At 61.5% G+C, this 14,892-nt stretch carries 16 protein-coding genes; 9 read left to right on the top strand and 7 right to left on the bottom strand.

What is annotated here, in order from left to right; genetic code table 11:
* Positions 1 to 2 precede the first annotated feature (2 nt).
* A complete protein-coding gene (gene ahaH, locus ACK3SC_RS02030; protein WP_416838458.1) occupies positions 3 to 335 on the bottom strand; it encodes an ATP synthase archaeal subunit H in 333 nt (110 codons plus the stop codon).
* Between the two features lie 182 nt (positions 336 to 517).
* On the opposite strand from ahaH, the gene ACK3SC_RS02025 reads away from it, so the two are divergent.
* Positions 518 to 1,144: a methyltransferase domain-containing protein gene (locus ACK3SC_RS02025; protein ID WP_416838457.1), complete on the top strand. Its 627-nt coding sequence runs from the start codon at positions 518 to 520 to the stop codon at positions 1,142 to 1,144.
* A 30-nt stretch (positions 1,145 to 1,174) separates the two neighbouring features.
* On the opposite strand, the gene ACK3SC_RS02020 is transcribed toward ACK3SC_RS02025, so the two are convergent.
* Both ACK3SC_RS02020 and ACK3SC_RS02015 read right to left on the bottom strand, forming a co-directional pair.
* Entirely contained in the window at positions 1,175 to 1,657 is a 483-nt protein-coding gene (locus ACK3SC_RS02020; protein WP_416838456.1) for a type IV pilin, read from the bottom strand.
* Positions 1,658 to 1,826: 169 nt separating this feature from the next.
* Entirely contained in the window at positions 1,827 to 3,149 is a 1,323-nt protein-coding gene (locus ACK3SC_RS02015) for a hypothetical protein (protein ID WP_416838455.1), read from the bottom strand.
* 129 nt (positions 3,150 to 3,278) lie between these two features.
* Here ACK3SC_RS02015 and ACK3SC_RS02010 point away from each other — a divergent pair, with 129 nt between their 5' ends.
* From ACK3SC_RS02010 to ACK3SC_RS01995, 4 genes are all read left to right on the top strand, one after another.
* Positions 3,279 to 4,451 carry a helix-turn-helix transcriptional regulator gene (locus ACK3SC_RS02010; RefSeq protein ID WP_416838454.1) on the top strand — a complete coding sequence of 391 codons (1,173 nt, stop codon included), beginning with the start codon at positions 3,279 to 3,281 and terminating at the stop codon, positions 4,449 to 4,451.
* A gap of 73 nt (positions 4,452 to 4,524) precedes the next feature.
* Positions 4,525 to 5,319, top strand: a complete 795-nt coding sequence (locus tag ACK3SC_RS02005; protein WP_416838453.1) for an electron transfer flavoprotein subunit beta/FixA family protein — start codon at positions 4,525 to 4,527, stop codon at positions 5,317 to 5,319.
* Positions 5,316 to 6,263: an electron transfer flavoprotein subunit alpha/FixB family protein gene (locus ACK3SC_RS02000; protein ID WP_416838452.1), complete on the top strand. Its 948-nt coding sequence runs from the start codon at positions 5,316 to 5,318 to the stop codon at positions 6,261 to 6,263. The genes ACK3SC_RS02005 and ACK3SC_RS02000 overlap by 4 nt, the downstream gene beginning before the upstream one ends.
* A 235-nt stretch (positions 6,264 to 6,498) precedes the next feature.
* Positions 6,499 to 7,341, top strand: coding sequence for a polyprenyl synthetase family protein (locus tag ACK3SC_RS01995; protein ID WP_416838451.1), 843 nt, complete (start codon positions 6,499 to 6,501; stop codon positions 7,339 to 7,341).
* Between the two features lie 61 nt (positions 7,342 to 7,402).
* Here the strand turns inward: ACK3SC_RS01995 and ACK3SC_RS01990 are convergent, their stop codons facing one another.
* The 3 genes from ACK3SC_RS01990 to ACK3SC_RS01980 all read right to left on the bottom strand — a co-directional run bounded on the left by ACK3SC_RS01990 (position 7,403) and on the right by ACK3SC_RS01980 (position 11,077).
* Positions 7,403 to 7,945, bottom strand: coding sequence for a dihydrofolate reductase family protein (locus ACK3SC_RS01990; RefSeq protein ID WP_416838450.1), 543 nt, complete (start codon positions 7,943 to 7,945; stop codon positions 7,403 to 7,405).
* 50 nt (positions 7,946 to 7,995) lie between these two features.
* Entirely contained in the window at positions 7,996 to 9,123 is a 1,128-nt protein-coding gene (locus ACK3SC_RS01985) for a DUF373 family protein (RefSeq protein ID WP_416838449.1), read from the bottom strand.
* An 85-nt stretch (positions 9,124 to 9,208) separates the two neighbouring features.
* Positions 9,209 to 11,077 (bottom strand): PAS domain S-box protein, encoded by a 1,869-nt coding sequence (locus ACK3SC_RS01980; RefSeq protein ID WP_416838448.1) that lies wholly within the window; start codon positions 11,075 to 11,077, stop codon positions 9,209 to 9,211.
* Positions 11,078 to 11,216: 139 nt separating this feature from the next.
* On the opposite strand from ACK3SC_RS01980, the gene ACK3SC_RS01975 reads away from it, so the two are divergent.
* Positions 11,217 to 12,212 (top strand): radical SAM protein, encoded by a 996-nt coding sequence (locus tag ACK3SC_RS01975; RefSeq protein ID WP_416838447.1) that lies wholly within the window; start codon positions 11,217 to 11,219, stop codon positions 12,210 to 12,212.
* Positions 12,213 to 12,262: 50 nt separating this feature from the next.
* Here the strand turns inward: ACK3SC_RS01975 and ACK3SC_RS01970 are convergent, their stop codons facing one another.
* The gene (locus ACK3SC_RS01970) at positions 12,263 to 12,931 is read right to left on the bottom strand and encodes a hypothetical protein (protein WP_416838446.1); all 669 of its coding nucleotides are present in this window, start codon (positions 12,929 to 12,931) and stop codon (positions 12,263 to 12,265) included.
* Between the two features lie 89 nt (positions 12,932 to 13,020).
* Between ACK3SC_RS01970 and ACK3SC_RS01965 the strand changes: the two genes are divergently transcribed.
* The 3 genes from ACK3SC_RS01965 (at position 13,021) to ACK3SC_RS01955 (ending at position 14,892) form a co-directional block, all read left to right on the top strand.
* A complete protein-coding gene (locus ACK3SC_RS01965; protein ID WP_416838445.1) occupies positions 13,021 to 13,488 on the top strand; it encodes a TRAM domain-containing protein in 468 nt (155 codons plus the stop codon).
* 76 nt (positions 13,489 to 13,564) lie between these two features.
* Entirely contained in the window at positions 13,565 to 14,059 is a 495-nt protein-coding gene (locus tag ACK3SC_RS01960; protein ID WP_416838444.1) for a Tfx family DNA-binding protein, read from the top strand.
* Positions 14,060 to 14,106: 47 nt separating this feature from the next.
* Entirely contained in the window at positions 14,107 to 14,892 is a 786-nt protein-coding gene (locus ACK3SC_RS01955) for an SDR family oxidoreductase (protein WP_416838443.1), read from the top strand.

Genomic DNA, 14,892 nt, shown 5'->3' with positions numbered 1-14,892 from the left:
GCTCAGGTCTGAGCATCAACCGCCTCCTCGAATTGCCCGATTGCGTAGGTAACCGCCTCGTCGATACGGTCTTCGGCATCGGAGATCAACTCGTCTCGGGCGTCTTCACCCTCTTCGAGAATACGCTGTCGCTCCGCCTCGATCTCCTCGCGCCCTTCGGACAAGCGCTCGGATTCGAGTTCGTTCGCCTTCGACTCGGCTTCGGAACGAATCTCGTCGGCCTCGCGACGGGCCTCCGCGACGAGTTCTTCGCGTTTGGCCTCGGCCTCTTCGACGATCTCGTCGGCCTCCTGCTCGACCTTTTTGATTTCTTCGAGAACCTCTTGTCTCGGCATACTCGTATCACCCAAATGTTGTACAACCGCTGTATAAGGTGTTTGCGGAAAGTTCGCGTGAGCATGCCGGATTCACCACGTCACGTGCTCCCACCGACAGCCGACCGACGTGGTAGACGCACCCACCAAAACTGCGCGACGAATCCGCACCGTTATCATCAGTGAGTCCTAATTCCGGCGCAATGGGAGTCCTCGAAAATAAAGCGCGGGCCCGCCTGTTCTACAAGTACCTCTCGAAGGTGTACGACCGGGTGAACCCGTTCATCTGGAACGAGGAGATGCGCGACGAGGCGCTCGAGATGCTCGACATTCAGCAGGGCGACAGCGTCCTCGACGTTGGCTGTGGCACCGGATTTGGGACTGAAGGACTGCTCCGGTACACCGACGACGTCCACGGGTTAGACCAGAGTATCCACCAGATGCAGAAGGCGTGGGAGAAGTTCGGCAAGAACGACCAAGTTCGCTTCTACCGCGGCGATGCCGAACGACTTCCCTTCGCGGACGACTCGTTCGACGTTATCTGGTCGTCCGGGTCCATCGAGTACTGGCCGAATCCCGTCACCGCCCTCGAAGAGTTCCGCCGCGTGGTCAAACCCGGAAACAAGGTCCTCGTCGTCGGCCCCGACTATCCGAAGACCGGCGTCTTCCAGAAACTCGCCGACGCCATCATGCTGTTCTACGACGAGGAAGAGGCCGACCGGATGTTCGAGGACGCTGGCTTCGTCGATATCGAACACCACATCCTCCAGCGACAACCCGGCAGTCCGCGCGCCATCGTGACGATTGCACGCGCACCGGCCGACGAGTAAGACTCCATCCTCTCGCACGCGCACTGGTTCTCACGACGCAACTGTCCGAAGGACTGCGATGGGTGTCTCACCATCGGAGACCCGGACGACGACTCGCGAACCACTCGTGAGCGCCGGGTCGTTCGTCCCCGCAACCGCAACGCTCGCTGACTCGCCGACCGTCCACTCCGGGTCAGACGCCGAGTTGAACGGGCCAGTCGGCCCCGGACGGAATCCCCGTGCCGAGAAGAACGGAACCGGTGGCTGATACGCGAGTGAGTCGCCGTCGACTGTAATGTGGATTCGGAGCGAGCGAACGTCGAGCGGCGCACCCTCCTCGTGCGTGAGCGTGAGCGTTCCATCTGTTACTGACGCCGAAAGGACGGTTGGGCGAACTGGGTCGGGGGCCGACTCGGCAGCGTCGAGCGCGGCGACACCGACGACGCCGGCGAGAACGACGACGAGAGCGACGACGAGAACGCTCCCCACGAGCACCGTCGAACCACGCGTCGCACAGTGGAAGCTGTCGGACATCGAAGCGGAGTGGCCCCGTCATCGGATAAGAAGGTTCGCAGGGGTGGTGCAGTCGTCTCGTTGGAAGGATGACGGCGGTGATGGAACTGGAAGAACGACACTGCAGATGCTGGAGAGGAACGACGCCGCAAGAGGACCGGGGAAGAACGATGTTGCAGACGCTGAGGAACTACGCCGCAGAGGCACTGAGTGCTGATTGCGTGGGTGGGAGAACGGTTTCTGTCGTGTTCGTTTCGGTCGTGTTGGTCGCCAACGCTGGGACAGCGGTTGGCGCGGTGGTCAACACGACTGCGGCGTTCCCTCTGATGACCGTAATCGAGTACGTACTCGACGGCGAGACAGTCCAGATGGTCCCATCGGGGCCAGTTCGGCCGAGGAACGTACTCTCTTGGTTGGCTTCGACGCCAATCGTGACGTTCGCGTCGATGGGGTCGCCGCTGGCCGACTCGTTCAGTTGGATGCGGAGTGGGCCACCGGGGTAGGTTCGGTAGACGGTCAGTTCGAGGCCGTCTTTGACTTCGGTCGCAGGCGTGCCGTTCGAGACCGATTCGAGTGGCCGAATCTGAGACTCTTTGAAGACCTGGCGACTCCCGCTGTCGACGTAGGCGTACAGCTGTCCTCTATCGTGGTTGATGCGGACGAGATAGCTGTTCCCCGCACCGACCACGTCGGCACCGTTCTGCGTGGCGCGACTCGCCCACACTTCGGGGTAGTTCTCTGCGACGGTGTCGAGTGCGACTGTCGGCGAGAGACCGCTCCTGTCTCTATCTCGGAGGTCGCTCCGATAGACTTCTCGGATGTACGTGTCGTCAGCGACGGCACTCAAGACGACTCCCGATTGGCTCGTTCGGGCCGAGAACCGTGTTGGCTCGGCCTTCCCGGAGATGACGTCGGCGGCGTGCGAACGGACAGGTCCGGTAAACGTGTCGAGTTCACGTTCGAGTGCTGCCAATCGGCCAGAGTCCACAGAGAAGTCGGGCGTCTCTTGCGCGAGTTCGCGCAGTGCCACGCGTCGGGTTTCGAGGTCGCGGGCTTCAGTGTCGATTCGGGCGAGTTCGACGAGGAGTTCCCGGGCTGAAAGCTCCCCGGCGTTGAACTGTGTGATAACAGATTGCTGGGCGCTCTGGAGAGCAATCGCCCGCTGTTCGACCGTGTTCAACTCTCCGAGTATCAACTGACTCCGGCTACTGACGTCGTCGACCGACTCGATTCGTTCGACAGACGCGCGGGTCTGGATTTGGCCCACAGCCCTGAGAGAGGCAAAGTCGAGTGACGGGCCGAGGTCGACGTACTCTGTTTCGACCCGTGAGCGAACCAACGATTCGTCTTCGATGTCGAGGGTTCGAATGGTATCGTTCGACGATGGCTCGAGTTGTGCGGGCGTCGCCCCAGAGAGAGCGGCCGCTTCACCCGCGACGCCACCGGGATTCGCTGCCGCGAGAACCGGTGAAGCCACCAAGAGTACGACGACGAAGATCGGGAGGGCCTTCATCGCGGTAAGGGTACACGATGCCGGTACTAAAATTGCCCTCTTGTATTCGAACCCGCACCGCGAGCGAGGTGGTCAGGGGCGTTGAGTCGATGGAAAGCGTTTTCATCGCCGGATGAAACGACTTCACGTATGCGGAGTGCCGTCCTCATCGTTGCTCTCCTACTCGTCGTCGCCGGTGTCGCGGCACCGGTCACAGCGAGCAGTTCGTCTGTGACCACTCGTGACGCTGGTGCGACGACGACGGCCCTCAACTCGCCACTGGCCGCGTCCCATCCACTGGCCGCGTCCCATCCACTGGCCGCGTCCCAACAGGCGACCCTCGAACGGTCGCCCGAGACAGAGATATTCATCGAACTCCACAGCGACCAGTCTGCACAGTGGGAAATCGTGATGCGGTACAACCTCGAAAACGAAAACGAGACTGCGGCCTTCGAGGAGTTTGCACAGGAGTACGAAGCAGGAACCTCGGACATCGGCCTCGACGCGGCCCTCTTCGAACGGGTCAGCGAGACGGCCGAAGAACAGACGGGGCGCTCGATGGCGATCGAGAACGCCACCACGACGGCGTACGTCGAAAACGACACCGGCGTTATCTCGTTGTCGTTCACATGGACCAACTTCCTCGAACAGACCGACAACGGCCTTCGTCTGGGTGATGCCTTCGCGGCAGGAGCAGACGCGACGTGGCTCACGTCGCTCCGAGCGAATCAGAACCTCACTATCCAGACCCCATCGGGCTACGCCGTCAGCAGTACGAGTCTCCCACTCAAAAACAACGCAGTCGTCATCGAAGGCCCACGGACCTTCGAATCCACTGAGGAGTTGACCGTGAGTTACGTCTCGACAGGCGGCCAACCACCCCAGTTGCCGTGGGAACTCATCATCGGCGGCATCGTTGCCGTCGCCGTCTTGACCGCGGCAGTCATCGTCTACCTCCGTCGGCAGTCGGACGGGAGTGAACCAACGAGTCCGAACGGTGCAGCAGACTCGGGGGGACACCCTCCAGGTGGGGCGGGCACAGACACCGATTCGGAAGACTCCGACGACGAGATACCACCCGTCGAACCAGACGACGATGGCGTCGATATGGACCTCCTCTCCGACGAGGAACGCGTCGAACTGCTCTTAGAGCGGAGCGGTGGGCGCATGAAGCAAGCAAACATCGTCAAAGAGACTGGCTGGTCCGACGCGAAAGTCTCGCAACTGCTCTCTTCGATGGCCGACAACGGCCGCGTCGAGAAACTGAGACTCGGTCGAGAGAACCTCATCTCCCTCCCAGACAACGAGGAGACCGAAGAGTAATCAACCGAGTGACAGACGGACGGCGAAGGCTTGTCGAAAACGTTTATTCACCCGCATTCAATACTAAACGTTGATGAAAGTTCTTGTAACCGTCAAAGAAGTCGCCGAAGTGGAGGAAGACTTCGAACTCGACGGGCTACACGTCGCAGAGCAGTATCTCGAGTACGATCTCAACGAGTGGGACGAGTACGCGGTCGAAGAGGCCGTCCAGATCGCAGAGGAGAACGACGACGTCGAAGTCGTCAGCGTTACCATCGGTCCCGAGCGGTCCGAAGAGACCATCCGCATGGCGCTCGCGAAGGGTGTCGACCGCGCGATTCGTGTGTGGGACGACGCGCTCGAAGACGTTGACCTCCTCGACGTCGGTGCGAAGACGCGTCTCCTCTCCGCAGTCGTCGAAGAAGAAGACCCAGACCTCGTCCTCACTGGTGTGCAAGCCAACGACGACAGTTTCGGCGCGACCGGCGTCTCGCTCGCGTCCGCCATCGACTTCGAGTGGGCCGCAGTCGTCAACGCACTCGACCTCGATGTCGACGGTGGCGTGGCAAACCTCCGCCGCGAACTCGAAGGTGGTGTCGAGGAGCTCTCCAACGTCGACCTTCCCGCGGTCCTCTCTATCCAGACCGGTATCAACGAGCCACGGTACGCCAGTCTGCGTGGCATCCGCCAGGCGCAGTCCAAGGAGATCAAGCCGCAGTCGCTTTCGGACCTCGGTCTCGACGCCTCGGCGGTCGAATCGCAACTCGTCCTGACGGACATGTACGAACCGGAGACGGAGTCCGACGCCGTCTACTTCGAAGGAGAGGCCGCAGACCAAGCCGCTGAACTTGCTGCTGTCCTCCGTGACAAGGGGGTGGGTGCCCAATGAGCGACGTTCTCGCAGTCGCCGAACACCGCCGTGGTGAACTCCGTGACGTCTCGTTCGAACTCGTCACCGCCGGTGCCGAACTCGCCGGAGACGGTGACCTCCATCTCGCGATTATCGGCGGCGACGTCGATGCCTTCGCCGAGGAGCTCTCGCTCGACGGCGTCGACACCATCCACACCATCGCTGAGGGTGACGAATTCAACCACGACGTGTACGTGCAGGCAGTCGCCGCCCTCTACGAGGAACTCGCACCGACGTACGTCCTCATGGGCAACACGGTCAACGGCCTCGATTACGCGCCCGCCGTCGCAGAATCCCTCGACATCCCGCTCGTGACCGACGCAATCGGCCTCGAAAACGACGGTGGCCTCGTGGTCACACGCGAGATGTACGCCTCGAAGGTCGAATCCACCGTGGAAGTCGACGCCGACAACGCCGCGGTCACCATCCGCCCTGCCGAGTGGGAACCCACCGAAGCGGCCGGCGAACCCGCCATCGAAGCCTTCGACTTCGAACTCGACGAGTCTCGCGTCCGCTCGCGCGTGACCGGCTTCGAAGAAGTCGGCGGCGGCGATGTCGACATCACGGACGCCGACGTGCTCGTCTCCGTCGGCCGTGGTATCGAAGAAGAAGAGAACCTCGAACTCGTCCAGAACCTCGCGGACGCACTCGGTGCGACGCTCTCCTCGTCGCGCCCCATCGTCGACAACGGCTGGCTCCCGAAGGACCGGCAGGTCGGCCAGTCCGGGAAAGTCGTGACGCCGAAGTTCTACATCGCGGTCGGTATCTCCGGCGCAGTCCAGCACGTCGCCGGCATGAAGGGTGCCGAGAACATCGTCGCCATCAACACCGACCCCGACGCGCCTATCTTCGACATCGCCGACTACGGTATCGTCGGTGACCTCTTCGACGTGGTTCCGGAACTCATCAAGCAGTTCGAATAGACGCTCAAATTCTCATCTTTTTGGTCCACCGTGAGACACTACGCGTCTCACGAGCCTTCGTTCGCTCCCGCTCACAAAGACAGAGTTTTGCGGTATTTTCGACGCTCACCGTCGAGACGTCTCCGCTCCGATACCGTCGTCTTCTCTCGGTCAGAAGTCGCCGGCGAGTGGGTCCTGGTCGCGTAGTTTCGACAAATCCGGTACGTACTTCCCTACCCAACCCTACGAACCGACAATGGAATACCTGGAGCGCCGGGTCACGATGGTAAACGACCGCCTCGAGGAGGTCGTCTCGGCGGTCGAACCGTCGGAACTCGCCGACCAACTCGACCACGTCGCTCTGGCGGGCGGCAAGCGCGTCCGCCCTGCTGTGACCATCCTCGCCTGCGAAGCCGTCGGGGGTACACCCGAAGACGCCGTCGACTTCGCCGTCGGCGTCGAACTCGTCCACAACGCCTCACTCGTCATCGACGACATCATCGACCGGTCGGATATTCGCCGCGGGACGCCCAGTGCATGGTCCGAATACGGCTACGGACCGGCAATCATCGCCTCTGACGGCTTGCTCGGAGAGGCATTCGCCCTCCTGTCGTCGAGTGACCGCGCGACTCGCATCGTCGCCGAATCGATGGTCGAACTCGGAGAAGGAGAGGCGACCGAACTCGTCGCCATCCCGTCGAACGAGACGGAGTACATGGAACTCGCACGCCGGAAGACTGGCGCGCTCTTCCGCGCTGCCGCCGAACTCGGTGCTGTCGCCGCCGGTGGAGACGCCCACGTCGTCGAAGCGTTCGGTGACTACGCAGAGCGTGTCGGCGTCGCCTTCCAGATTCGCGACGACGTTCTCGACGCCACTGCCGACGCAGAAGAACTGGGCAAACCGACCGGCCAAGACGCCGAGATGGGCCGCCCGTCGCTCGTGCAAGTGACCAATCTCACGCCCGAAGAGGCGAACCGTCGCGCCCGAAAACAGGCGGACGATGCACTCAGTGCACTCGAATCGTCCGGCGTAGAGGACTCGGAACCGCTGGAGTACCTCCGCGAGCTGGCGCAGTTCGTCGTGGTCCGCGAGAGTTAGCCCGACGAAGTCGACACTCAGTCCTCGTTCGGGAGTCGTCGTGTGCGACACACGAAAGCCGTCACGTCCTGATTTTGTAGTGGAGTTCGACGATTCCGGAGTTGTACGTGGTCGTGTCGAGATGCTGCAATCGACGGGTCTCGTGGTCTTCTGTGAAGAGTGGTATGCCGCTCCCGAGAAGCACTGGAATGACCGAGAGTCGAAGTTCGTCGACGTGGTGTTCACGTAGGAACTCCCGAGCGAGGTGCGCCCCGCCGACGAGCCAGATGTGGTCGTACTGCGTTTCGAGTTCCGTAGCTACGGAATCGACGTCTCCATCGACGAACTCGACAGTTTCAGTGGCCCGTGGCAGGTCTCTGTGGGTGAAGACGTACGTCGGTCTGTCCTCGTACGGCCATGCACCGAACCCGCGTATCTGTTCGTACGTCGTCGCTCCCATGACGAGACAGTCGAGAGAGTCGAAGAACTCCTCGTACGCCTCGGTGATATCGCCGTTCGCCGTGTCTTGTTCGAACTCGTTCAGCCACTCGACGCCACCATCGTCAGTGGCGATGTAGCCGTCCACACTCGCTGCGATGTAGAGGGTAATTCGACTCGTCGGCATGAGACTCCTTGTCGCCGGGCGGGCTAATACCACCCGCAAAATGCCGCGCGTCAGGCAGGTTGTTCGGCTTCAGGTGCCGTCGGGAAACGAGATTCTGCCACCGCGAAGGTGAGCGTGCTCAACACCCCAAGGAGGGTACCCACCGTGAGTGCGACGGCGAGCCCGGGGAGGTCGAACGTCTGGATTCTGGCGACGCCCTCGGGGAGGAAGAACCCAGAGAGTGCGTAGAGCACGATTGCGATGGCGGCCACGTAGAACGGCGCGTTGAGATACCGCCACTTGAATCGGTCGTGGAGATACTCGTCGGTCACCTGTCCGAGACTACTCGTGATTCCGGCGGCGGCGAACCACTCGACTGCACCGTGGACGAGTGCCGCGAGGATGAGACCTGCCGGTGGGTTGCCCCCGACGGCGTCCGAGACGGTCTGGACCAGTTCGACACCGCGAACCCCGCCGACGACGAGGAGTGCGGCGGCAGCGACGTAGGTGATGATGGTGACACGGCCAGCGTAGAGCACGTTGCGTGCGCGGTTCGCTGCTTCGTCGACGGCAGTTTCGAGTCCGAGACCTCGGAACAGCGTGTACAGACCGAGGAGTGCCGAGATGAGTCCCAAGACGACGGCTCCGGGCACGTCGAAGAAACTCGCGATGGTGACGAAGGGGTAGATGAGAAGCAAGATACCGAGCGGAACGAGGATGGTCCCACGCGTCTCGGGGTCTGCGAGAACCTGCTTCATCGTGTAGTACATCGATTCGAGGTTCTGCGCCTGTCTGACGACGACGCGGCGGACGCCGTCGATGGGGACGCGAGACCGAATGACCGGGAGGACGGATTCGTCCTGCGCACCGTCGGAGATGACGATCGCGTGAATCGACTCACCCGTCGAGATGCTGGCGAGGACCGTGTCGATTTCCTCACCGATAGCCCGGTTCGCCTTCACGTCACTGCCTTCGACACCGGTGACGGCCGCGACTTCGACCTCTTCGTCTTCTTCTTCGAGGAGTTGGTCGTGGACGCGAATTCCCTGAAAGAGGACGTTCACGTCAGAATCCTCTGGGTCGGCGGTAGCGAGTGCTACTGCTGCATCCTCGACGTTCTGTCGGCCGACAACGGGAGTTTTGAGCCCCGTCTTACGTCCAAGGTCGTCGTCGAGGTCGACACAGAGGACCAAGAGCATCGTTCGTCTGTATGCCGTGGGGATATATCTGCTTTCGGGGGCGAGGCCGTTTGCGCCCTCGTCAGTCGGTACCGACAGCGCGTGGTCAGTTTATGGCCGCCCCGTCCCCGACAGTATCGAACAGAATTTCGAAGCGCGCACTGCCACTGTCGCTTTCAGCAGGGCGTATCAACCAGCCGTGTGTGTGGACGATTTTTTTGACGATGTTGAGGCCGAGGCCGTGTCCCTCCTCTGTCTTCGTCGAGGTGCCCTGTTCGAACAGCACGTCACGAATCGATTCGGAGATACCCTGCCCGTTGTCTTCGACGAAGAATCCACGACCGGACGGGAGCGACCCGACGCGAATCACGAGGTCGGTATCACGAGGAGCGCCGGCGTGTTCGAGCGAGTTCCGAAAGAGGTTCTGGAAGAGGCGTTTCACCTGGCTCTGGTTGGCCTGAACGGTCGGTAAGTCACCGATTTCGACGCGTGCGTGGGTGGTGTCTGCTCCACAGAGATTCCACGCAGATGCCGCCGCCTCGGCCAACTCGACCGGAGACCTGTCGACGACGGCTCCGTCGTCACAGGCCAACGAGAGAACGTCTTCGATGACTTCGGCGATTCGTCGTTGCGACTGTTCGACGTAGTCGAGATGCGATTGGTCGCCCGTCTCTTGAGCCAGGTCAAGTCGGCCCTGTGCGACCGCCAGCGGCCCACGAATATCGTGTGAGAGGACGCGCGCGAACGCTTCGAGACGAGCGTTCTGTTGGGAGAGTTCCTGTTCTCGTCTGATGCGCTCTGTGAGGTCAGTCATCACGCCGAGGATGTTCGTGATACTCCCGTCTTCGTCGTACAGGGGGACCGCACGCGCGGTTGCCCACCGAACAGTCTCACTCCCCTCGGGGGTGAACCGGAATTCGAACTCGTATCGTTCTTCGGCGGTTCCGTCTGCGACATCCTGAAACACCTTCTCGACCCCCTGTTTGAGTCGCGCTCTGTCGTCGACGTGGACGAGTTCGAAGAACGACGTGGGATCTTCGTACAGTGTCCATTTCGGGCGGCCCCAGACCTCTTTGAACGTGTCGTTGATGTAGACGATGTCGAACACGTCCGGTTCGGACAGAAAGACCATGTCCGGAAGCGACGAGATGACCTGTCGAGTGATGCGCTCGGACCGCCGAATCTCGCGTTCTGACGCGAGGCGTGCGGTGACGTCCGTCGCCGCGCCGACGTTGACCGTCTCGTCACCCACCGTGACCCGCCGACTGGTGAGTTCGAGCGTAACCGGGTGGCCGTGTTCGTTGATGATATCGACAGTGTACGTCATCGACTCGACCCCGCCATCGGTCTGTGGAGCGACGCGTTCTTCGACGACCTGCCGGTCGTGTTCAGCGACGAAGTCGACGATTCGGTGGCCAATTACGTCCGTGAGTTCGTATCCGAGGAGCGTCAAGAGATAGTCGTTCGCGAAGACGATACGGCCGTTTCGTACGACGTACAGTCCGACGTGTGACTCCTCGACGATTGCTTCGTACCACTGGAATAGCTGGTCGCGCGTTCTCGACGTTCGTGCGGCCGAAACCGCCTCGACGATTCGGTGCGCCAGCACGTCGAATGTTTCCGCCGACAAATCGTTTCGCAGGTAGTCGGTCACGCCGGCGGAGATTGCATCGCTCGCAACAGCTTCAGAGCCATGGCGAGTAAACAGGATGAACGGGAGATTCGGGTGGGAGTCGCGAACGTCGCGGAGGAAGTCGATACCGGTCGTGTTCGAAAACGCCTGCTCAGAGACGAGACAGTCGACGTTCGAGAAGTCAATGCGGGCGAACGCCTCCGCTGGGGTTGCGACTACCTCCGTCTCAATACTCGGGTGGGCAGCGAGAACTTCAGATGCAACCGCTGCAATTCCTGGCTCACCACCCACGAGGAGGACAGAGATGGGTTCGTTCCCACCAAAGACGCCCCCGACGCCCATAGCATAAATTCAGGCTGATTGATATTAACCGTACCGTCTACTTCTCTCTCTGCAGGAAGCAGGTGCGGACGCACAGAGTTGCTCGTCGGTCCAAGTCGGACGCCTTTTGACGATGCATCAAGTATACGCCTGTAACTGAATGATTTCGAAGGGTTGCGAACAGTGCGCCATGGGTGGGAAGATGGTGCTTTTCGTCTACGGATACTGTGACGAGCGCGATTGCTTCTACTGCCCACTCGGTGAGAACCGCAAGAACGTGACCGACGTGTACGCCAACGAGCGACTCGTCGAGTCCGACGACGACGTCATCGAGGAGGCACGACGCATGGACGCCCTCGGGTCGTCTATCACCGGTGGTGAACCCCAGGAGGCGCTCGACAAGACCTGTCACTACATCTCGCTCCTGAAAGACGAGTTCGGCGAGGACCACCACATCCACCTCTACACCGGAATCACCGGCGGGCGCGAGAACATGCGCCGACTCGCCGAGGCGGGACTCGACGAGATTCGGTTCCACCCGCCGCTCGAACTCTGGGGCGACATGCACGGAACCGAGTGGGAAGATATCCTCTACATCGCCCGCGAAGAGGGCCTCACACCTGCCTTCGAGATTCCGGGTATCCGGGCGGAACCCGAGTTCCTCGAATTCCTCGACGAAGGTGCCGCAGAGTTCTGTAACATCAACGAGTTCGAGATGTCCGACGGCAACTATCGGAGAATGCAACAGAAGGGCTACGAACTCCAAGAGGGCCACATGTCGGCGGTCGATGGCTCGAAACGGGCCATCCTCGACGAGATGGGAGACCACGAGCGCGTCTACTTCTGTACCTCTGTCTTCAAAGACGCCGCCCAGCACCGCAACCGCCTGAAGCGGATGGCCCAGAACCTGAGTCGCCCGTTCGACGAGATAACCGAAGACGGAACCCTCGTCTACGGGAAGACCTACACCCCGGCCGAGCGCTTCATCGAACTCGGCGTCCCAGACGAGTTCTACTCCATCAAATCGAACCACGTCGAAGTCGCGTGGTGGTTGCTCGAAGAGATGATCGAAGAAGGCGACATCGACGACGGCGAAATCGTCGAGCAGTATCCGACCTACGATGGGACGGTTGTCGAGCGGACGCCGTTAGCTTGAGTTCTGAATTTTCGTCCAGTTCTCTTCTGCAGTCTGTTCTCAGACGCTGATTATCTCTCTCGCGCACGCGTGAGCGCGACGAACAAACTCGGAGCGAGGACCAGTCCGGCGGCCGCCGCCGTCGTTGGCCCCAGCGGAAGTCGCATCGCAAGCCCGAACCACGCGAGTGCGATACCAGCGACGACTCCCACGGCGATGCCGAGACGTTGCTGTCGGTGGGTGGGGTGGAACCCGCGGGCATCGGCGTAGAGCGCACCCGAGAGCCCGATGGCGAGACCGAGAACTGCACTGAGGGACCCCACGAGCGGTGCAAGTCCGAAGAACGTCGCTCCGACAGCGGTACTCACGACGAGCGTCTGGGCTGGCGAAAGTGGGTTCACGTCGGCACCGAAGTACGTCGCGTACGCGGCAGGCGGGAGGAATACGAGTGTCGCTGCGAGGAGGCCCGGAACGACACCGACGTACGGGCGTTCGAGGAGGGCAGACACGAGTACCAGAGCACCCAGAGCCCCGCCGATACCGAGGACGTACTTCGGGGGAAGTGCTTCAGACGGGTCGTCTGAACGGACGACACCGAACGCCGCAAAGGGGTAGCACGCGACGACGCCGAACAGAAGGGGTCGAAACAGTGTGCCGGTGAGGACGGCGGCAGAGACGGTTGCGGAGAGTCCGAGAAAGACACCGATGAGGAGCGCAAACTCGGGGACACGTTCGGCCATGTCGCGGGGTTTGACCCGACGGCAGAAAGCGTTTCGGCGGTGGGGCCCTACCCGGAAGCGTTTAGAGTGCCCCTAGTGTAATTCCGCCCATGTCGGACTGTCCATTGGCGGACGAATGCCCCAGTTTCTCGGAGCGAATCGCCGGGATGGGGTGTCAATATTACGGCGACCGCGGCGGTGCAGAGTGGTGTGAACATTACGATAGGCCTATCAGCGAACTGAAACAACAGCCTGTCAAACCCGGCGAAGAAGTCGTCGTCACAGTCGAGGACATCCACGAGAGTGGTGCGGGTGTCGGTCGAACCGAAGACGGATTCATCGTCTTCGTCGACGGCCTCCTTCCGGACGCCAAAGCCATCGTTCGCATCGACCAGGTCAAGGGAAGTCACGCTCGGGCGAAGAAAATCGTCGAGCGCCTCCCCCTTAACGCCGATGCAGAAGACGCAGAGAGCGAAACCGGAGCAGGCGAACCGGAGCGCCCGTCGAAGCGGTCCAAGCGCAAAGGCCCGAAGCGACCCGAAGCACTCGGAAGTCGAGATAACTTCTGGGGCGAGTGACGGCACCTCGTCACCGCGTTCCAGTGGACAGTCAGCCTGCTGTATCTTTTTTTCATCCCGACTGCATAGGTCGAGTATGAGCGACGCCGGACACGACGACGAGACGGTGCCCGATGTAGACGAACTGCTCGATACGGCAGGGTTCGACCCCGAACGGAGCGTTCTCACCCGTCGACAAGCAGAGGTGCTGGCGCTCCGCGAACAGGGCGTCCGGCAATCGACCATCGCAGACTATCTCGGGACCTCGCGCGCGAACGTCTCCAGTGTCGAAGCGAGCGCCCGCGCAAACGTCGAAAAAGCCCGCGAGACGGTCACCTTCGTCGATGCCCTCACGGCCCCAGTTCGTATCGAAGTCGCTGCTGGAAGCGACCTGTACGACGTGCCGAAACAGGTCTACGACGCCTGCGACGACGCGGGCGTAAAGGTGAATCAGACCGCACCGGACCTGATGAAAATCGTCTCAGACGCCGCCGGCGAGGCGGTAAAGGGACGTGAAGTCAAAGAGTCACTGTTCGTCGGCGTCACCAGTGATGGTCGCGTTCGCGTTCGGCGGCAGGCTGATAATTCCTGACGAGACGGTCACGTACGTTTTTGCTCGCGGGGGTTGTCGCGTCTCGCATGGACCTCGGAATCGACGGAGATACGGTGATTGTGACGGCGAGTTCCGCCGGACTTGGGCGAGCGAGTGCCGAAGCACTCGTTGCCGAAGGCGCGAACGTCGTCATCTGTGGACGCGACGCTGAGCGCCTCGCGGCGACAGAAGCAGACCTGAAGGGCCTCGCTGGCGACGTCGTCGGCGTCGAGACGGATATCACGAGCAAGAAAGAGTTAGAGACGCTCGTGGAGGCGGCAGTCGAGGAGTTCGGTGGCGTAGACCACGTCGTCACCTCGGCCGGTGGCGTGCCACCGGGCGGGTTCACCGACCTGACCGAGAAAGAGTGGTACGGTGCGTTCGACATGCTCGTGATGAGCGCCGTCTGGACGGTGCAAGCCGCCCGGCCACACCTCGAAGCGAGCGACGCCGGAACGATTACCTGTATCACCTCCACGACGGTCAGAGAAGTCGTCGACAACCTCATCCTCTCGAACGCGGTTCGACGCGGTGTCATCGGCCTCGTGAAGTCGCTCTCGCGTGAATTCGCGCCGAGCATCCGCGTGAACGCCGTCTTACCGGGTGCACACGAGACGGGTCGTATCGAAGAGTTGGTCGAAGCGGCAGTCGAACGCGGCGACCACGACACCTACGACGCGGGACTCAAGTCGTGGGCCGACGATATCCCCCTGAACCGCGTCGGCGACCCACGAGAACTCGGTGACGTGGTCGCCTTCCTCGCCAGCGACCGGGCGAGTTTCGTCACCGGTGCGTGCGTGCCCGTCGATGGCGGGACGTTGCGGAGCGCCTGA

The organism is Haloferax sp. DFSO52, from assembly GCF_048158745.1.
Lineage (GTDB): Archaea > Halobacteriota > Halobacteria > Halobacteriales > Haloferacaceae > Haloferax.
The sequence above is the reverse complement of the archived record's forward strand: the minus strand, read 5'-3'. Positions and strand labels throughout refer to the sequence as shown.

What these genes read in the sequence shown, in the direction of transcription:
- ahaH (WP_416838458.1), bottom strand. Translation starts at nt 335, where the DNA reads ATGCCGAGACAAGAGGTTCTCGAAGAAATCAAAAAGGTCGAGCAGGAG.
- ACK3SC_RS02025 (WP_416838457.1), top strand. Translation starts at nt 518, where the DNA reads ATGGGAGTCCTCGAAAATAAAGCGCGGGCCCGCCTGTTCTACAAGTAC.
- ACK3SC_RS02020 (WP_416838456.1), bottom strand. Translation starts at nt 1,657, where the DNA reads ATGTCCGACAGCTTCCACTGTGCGACGCGTGGTTCGACGGTGCTCGTG.
- ACK3SC_RS02015 (WP_416838455.1), bottom strand. Translation starts at nt 3,149, where the DNA reads ATGAAGGCCCTCCCGATCTTCGTCGTCGTACTCTTGGTGGCTTCACCG.
- ACK3SC_RS02010 (WP_416838454.1), top strand. Translation starts at nt 3,279, where the DNA reads ATGCGGAGTGCCGTCCTCATCGTTGCTCTCCTACTCGTCGTCGCCGGT.
- ACK3SC_RS02005 (WP_416838453.1), top strand. Translation starts at nt 4,525, where the DNA reads ATGAAAGTTCTTGTAACCGTCAAAGAAGTCGCCGAAGTGGAGGAAGAC.
- ACK3SC_RS02000 (WP_416838452.1), top strand. Translation starts at nt 5,316, where the DNA reads ATGAGCGACGTTCTCGCAGTCGCCGAACACCGCCGTGGTGAACTCCGT.
- ACK3SC_RS01995 (WP_416838451.1), top strand. Translation starts at nt 6,499, where the DNA reads ATGGAATACCTGGAGCGCCGGGTCACGATGGTAAACGACCGCCTCGAG.
- ACK3SC_RS01990 (WP_416838450.1), bottom strand. Translation starts at nt 7,945, where the DNA reads ATGCCGACGAGTCGAATTACCCTCTACATCGCAGCGAGTGTGGACGGC.
- ACK3SC_RS01985 (WP_416838449.1), bottom strand. Translation starts at nt 9,123, where the DNA reads ATGCTCTTGGTCCTCTGTGTCGACCTCGACGACGACCTTGGACGTAAG.
- ACK3SC_RS01980 (WP_416838448.1), bottom strand. Translation starts at nt 11,077, where the DNA reads ATGGGCGTCGGGGGCGTCTTTGGTGGGAACGAACCCATCTCTGTCCTC.
- ACK3SC_RS01975 (WP_416838447.1), top strand. Translation starts at nt 11,217, where the DNA reads ATGATTTCGAAGGGTTGCGAACAGTGCGCCATGGGTGGGAAGATGGTG.
- ACK3SC_RS01970 (WP_416838446.1), bottom strand. Translation starts at nt 12,931, where the DNA reads ATGGCCGAACGTGTCCCCGAGTTTGCGCTCCTCATCGGTGTCTTTCTC.
- ACK3SC_RS01965 (WP_416838445.1), top strand. Translation starts at nt 13,021, where the DNA reads ATGTCGGACTGTCCATTGGCGGACGAATGCCCCAGTTTCTCGGAGCGA.
- ACK3SC_RS01960 (WP_416838444.1), top strand. Translation starts at nt 13,565, where the DNA reads ATGAGCGACGCCGGACACGACGACGAGACGGTGCCCGATGTAGACGAA.
- ACK3SC_RS01955 (WP_416838443.1), top strand. Translation starts at nt 14,107, where the DNA reads ATGGACCTCGGAATCGACGGAGATACGGTGATTGTGACGGCGAGTTCC.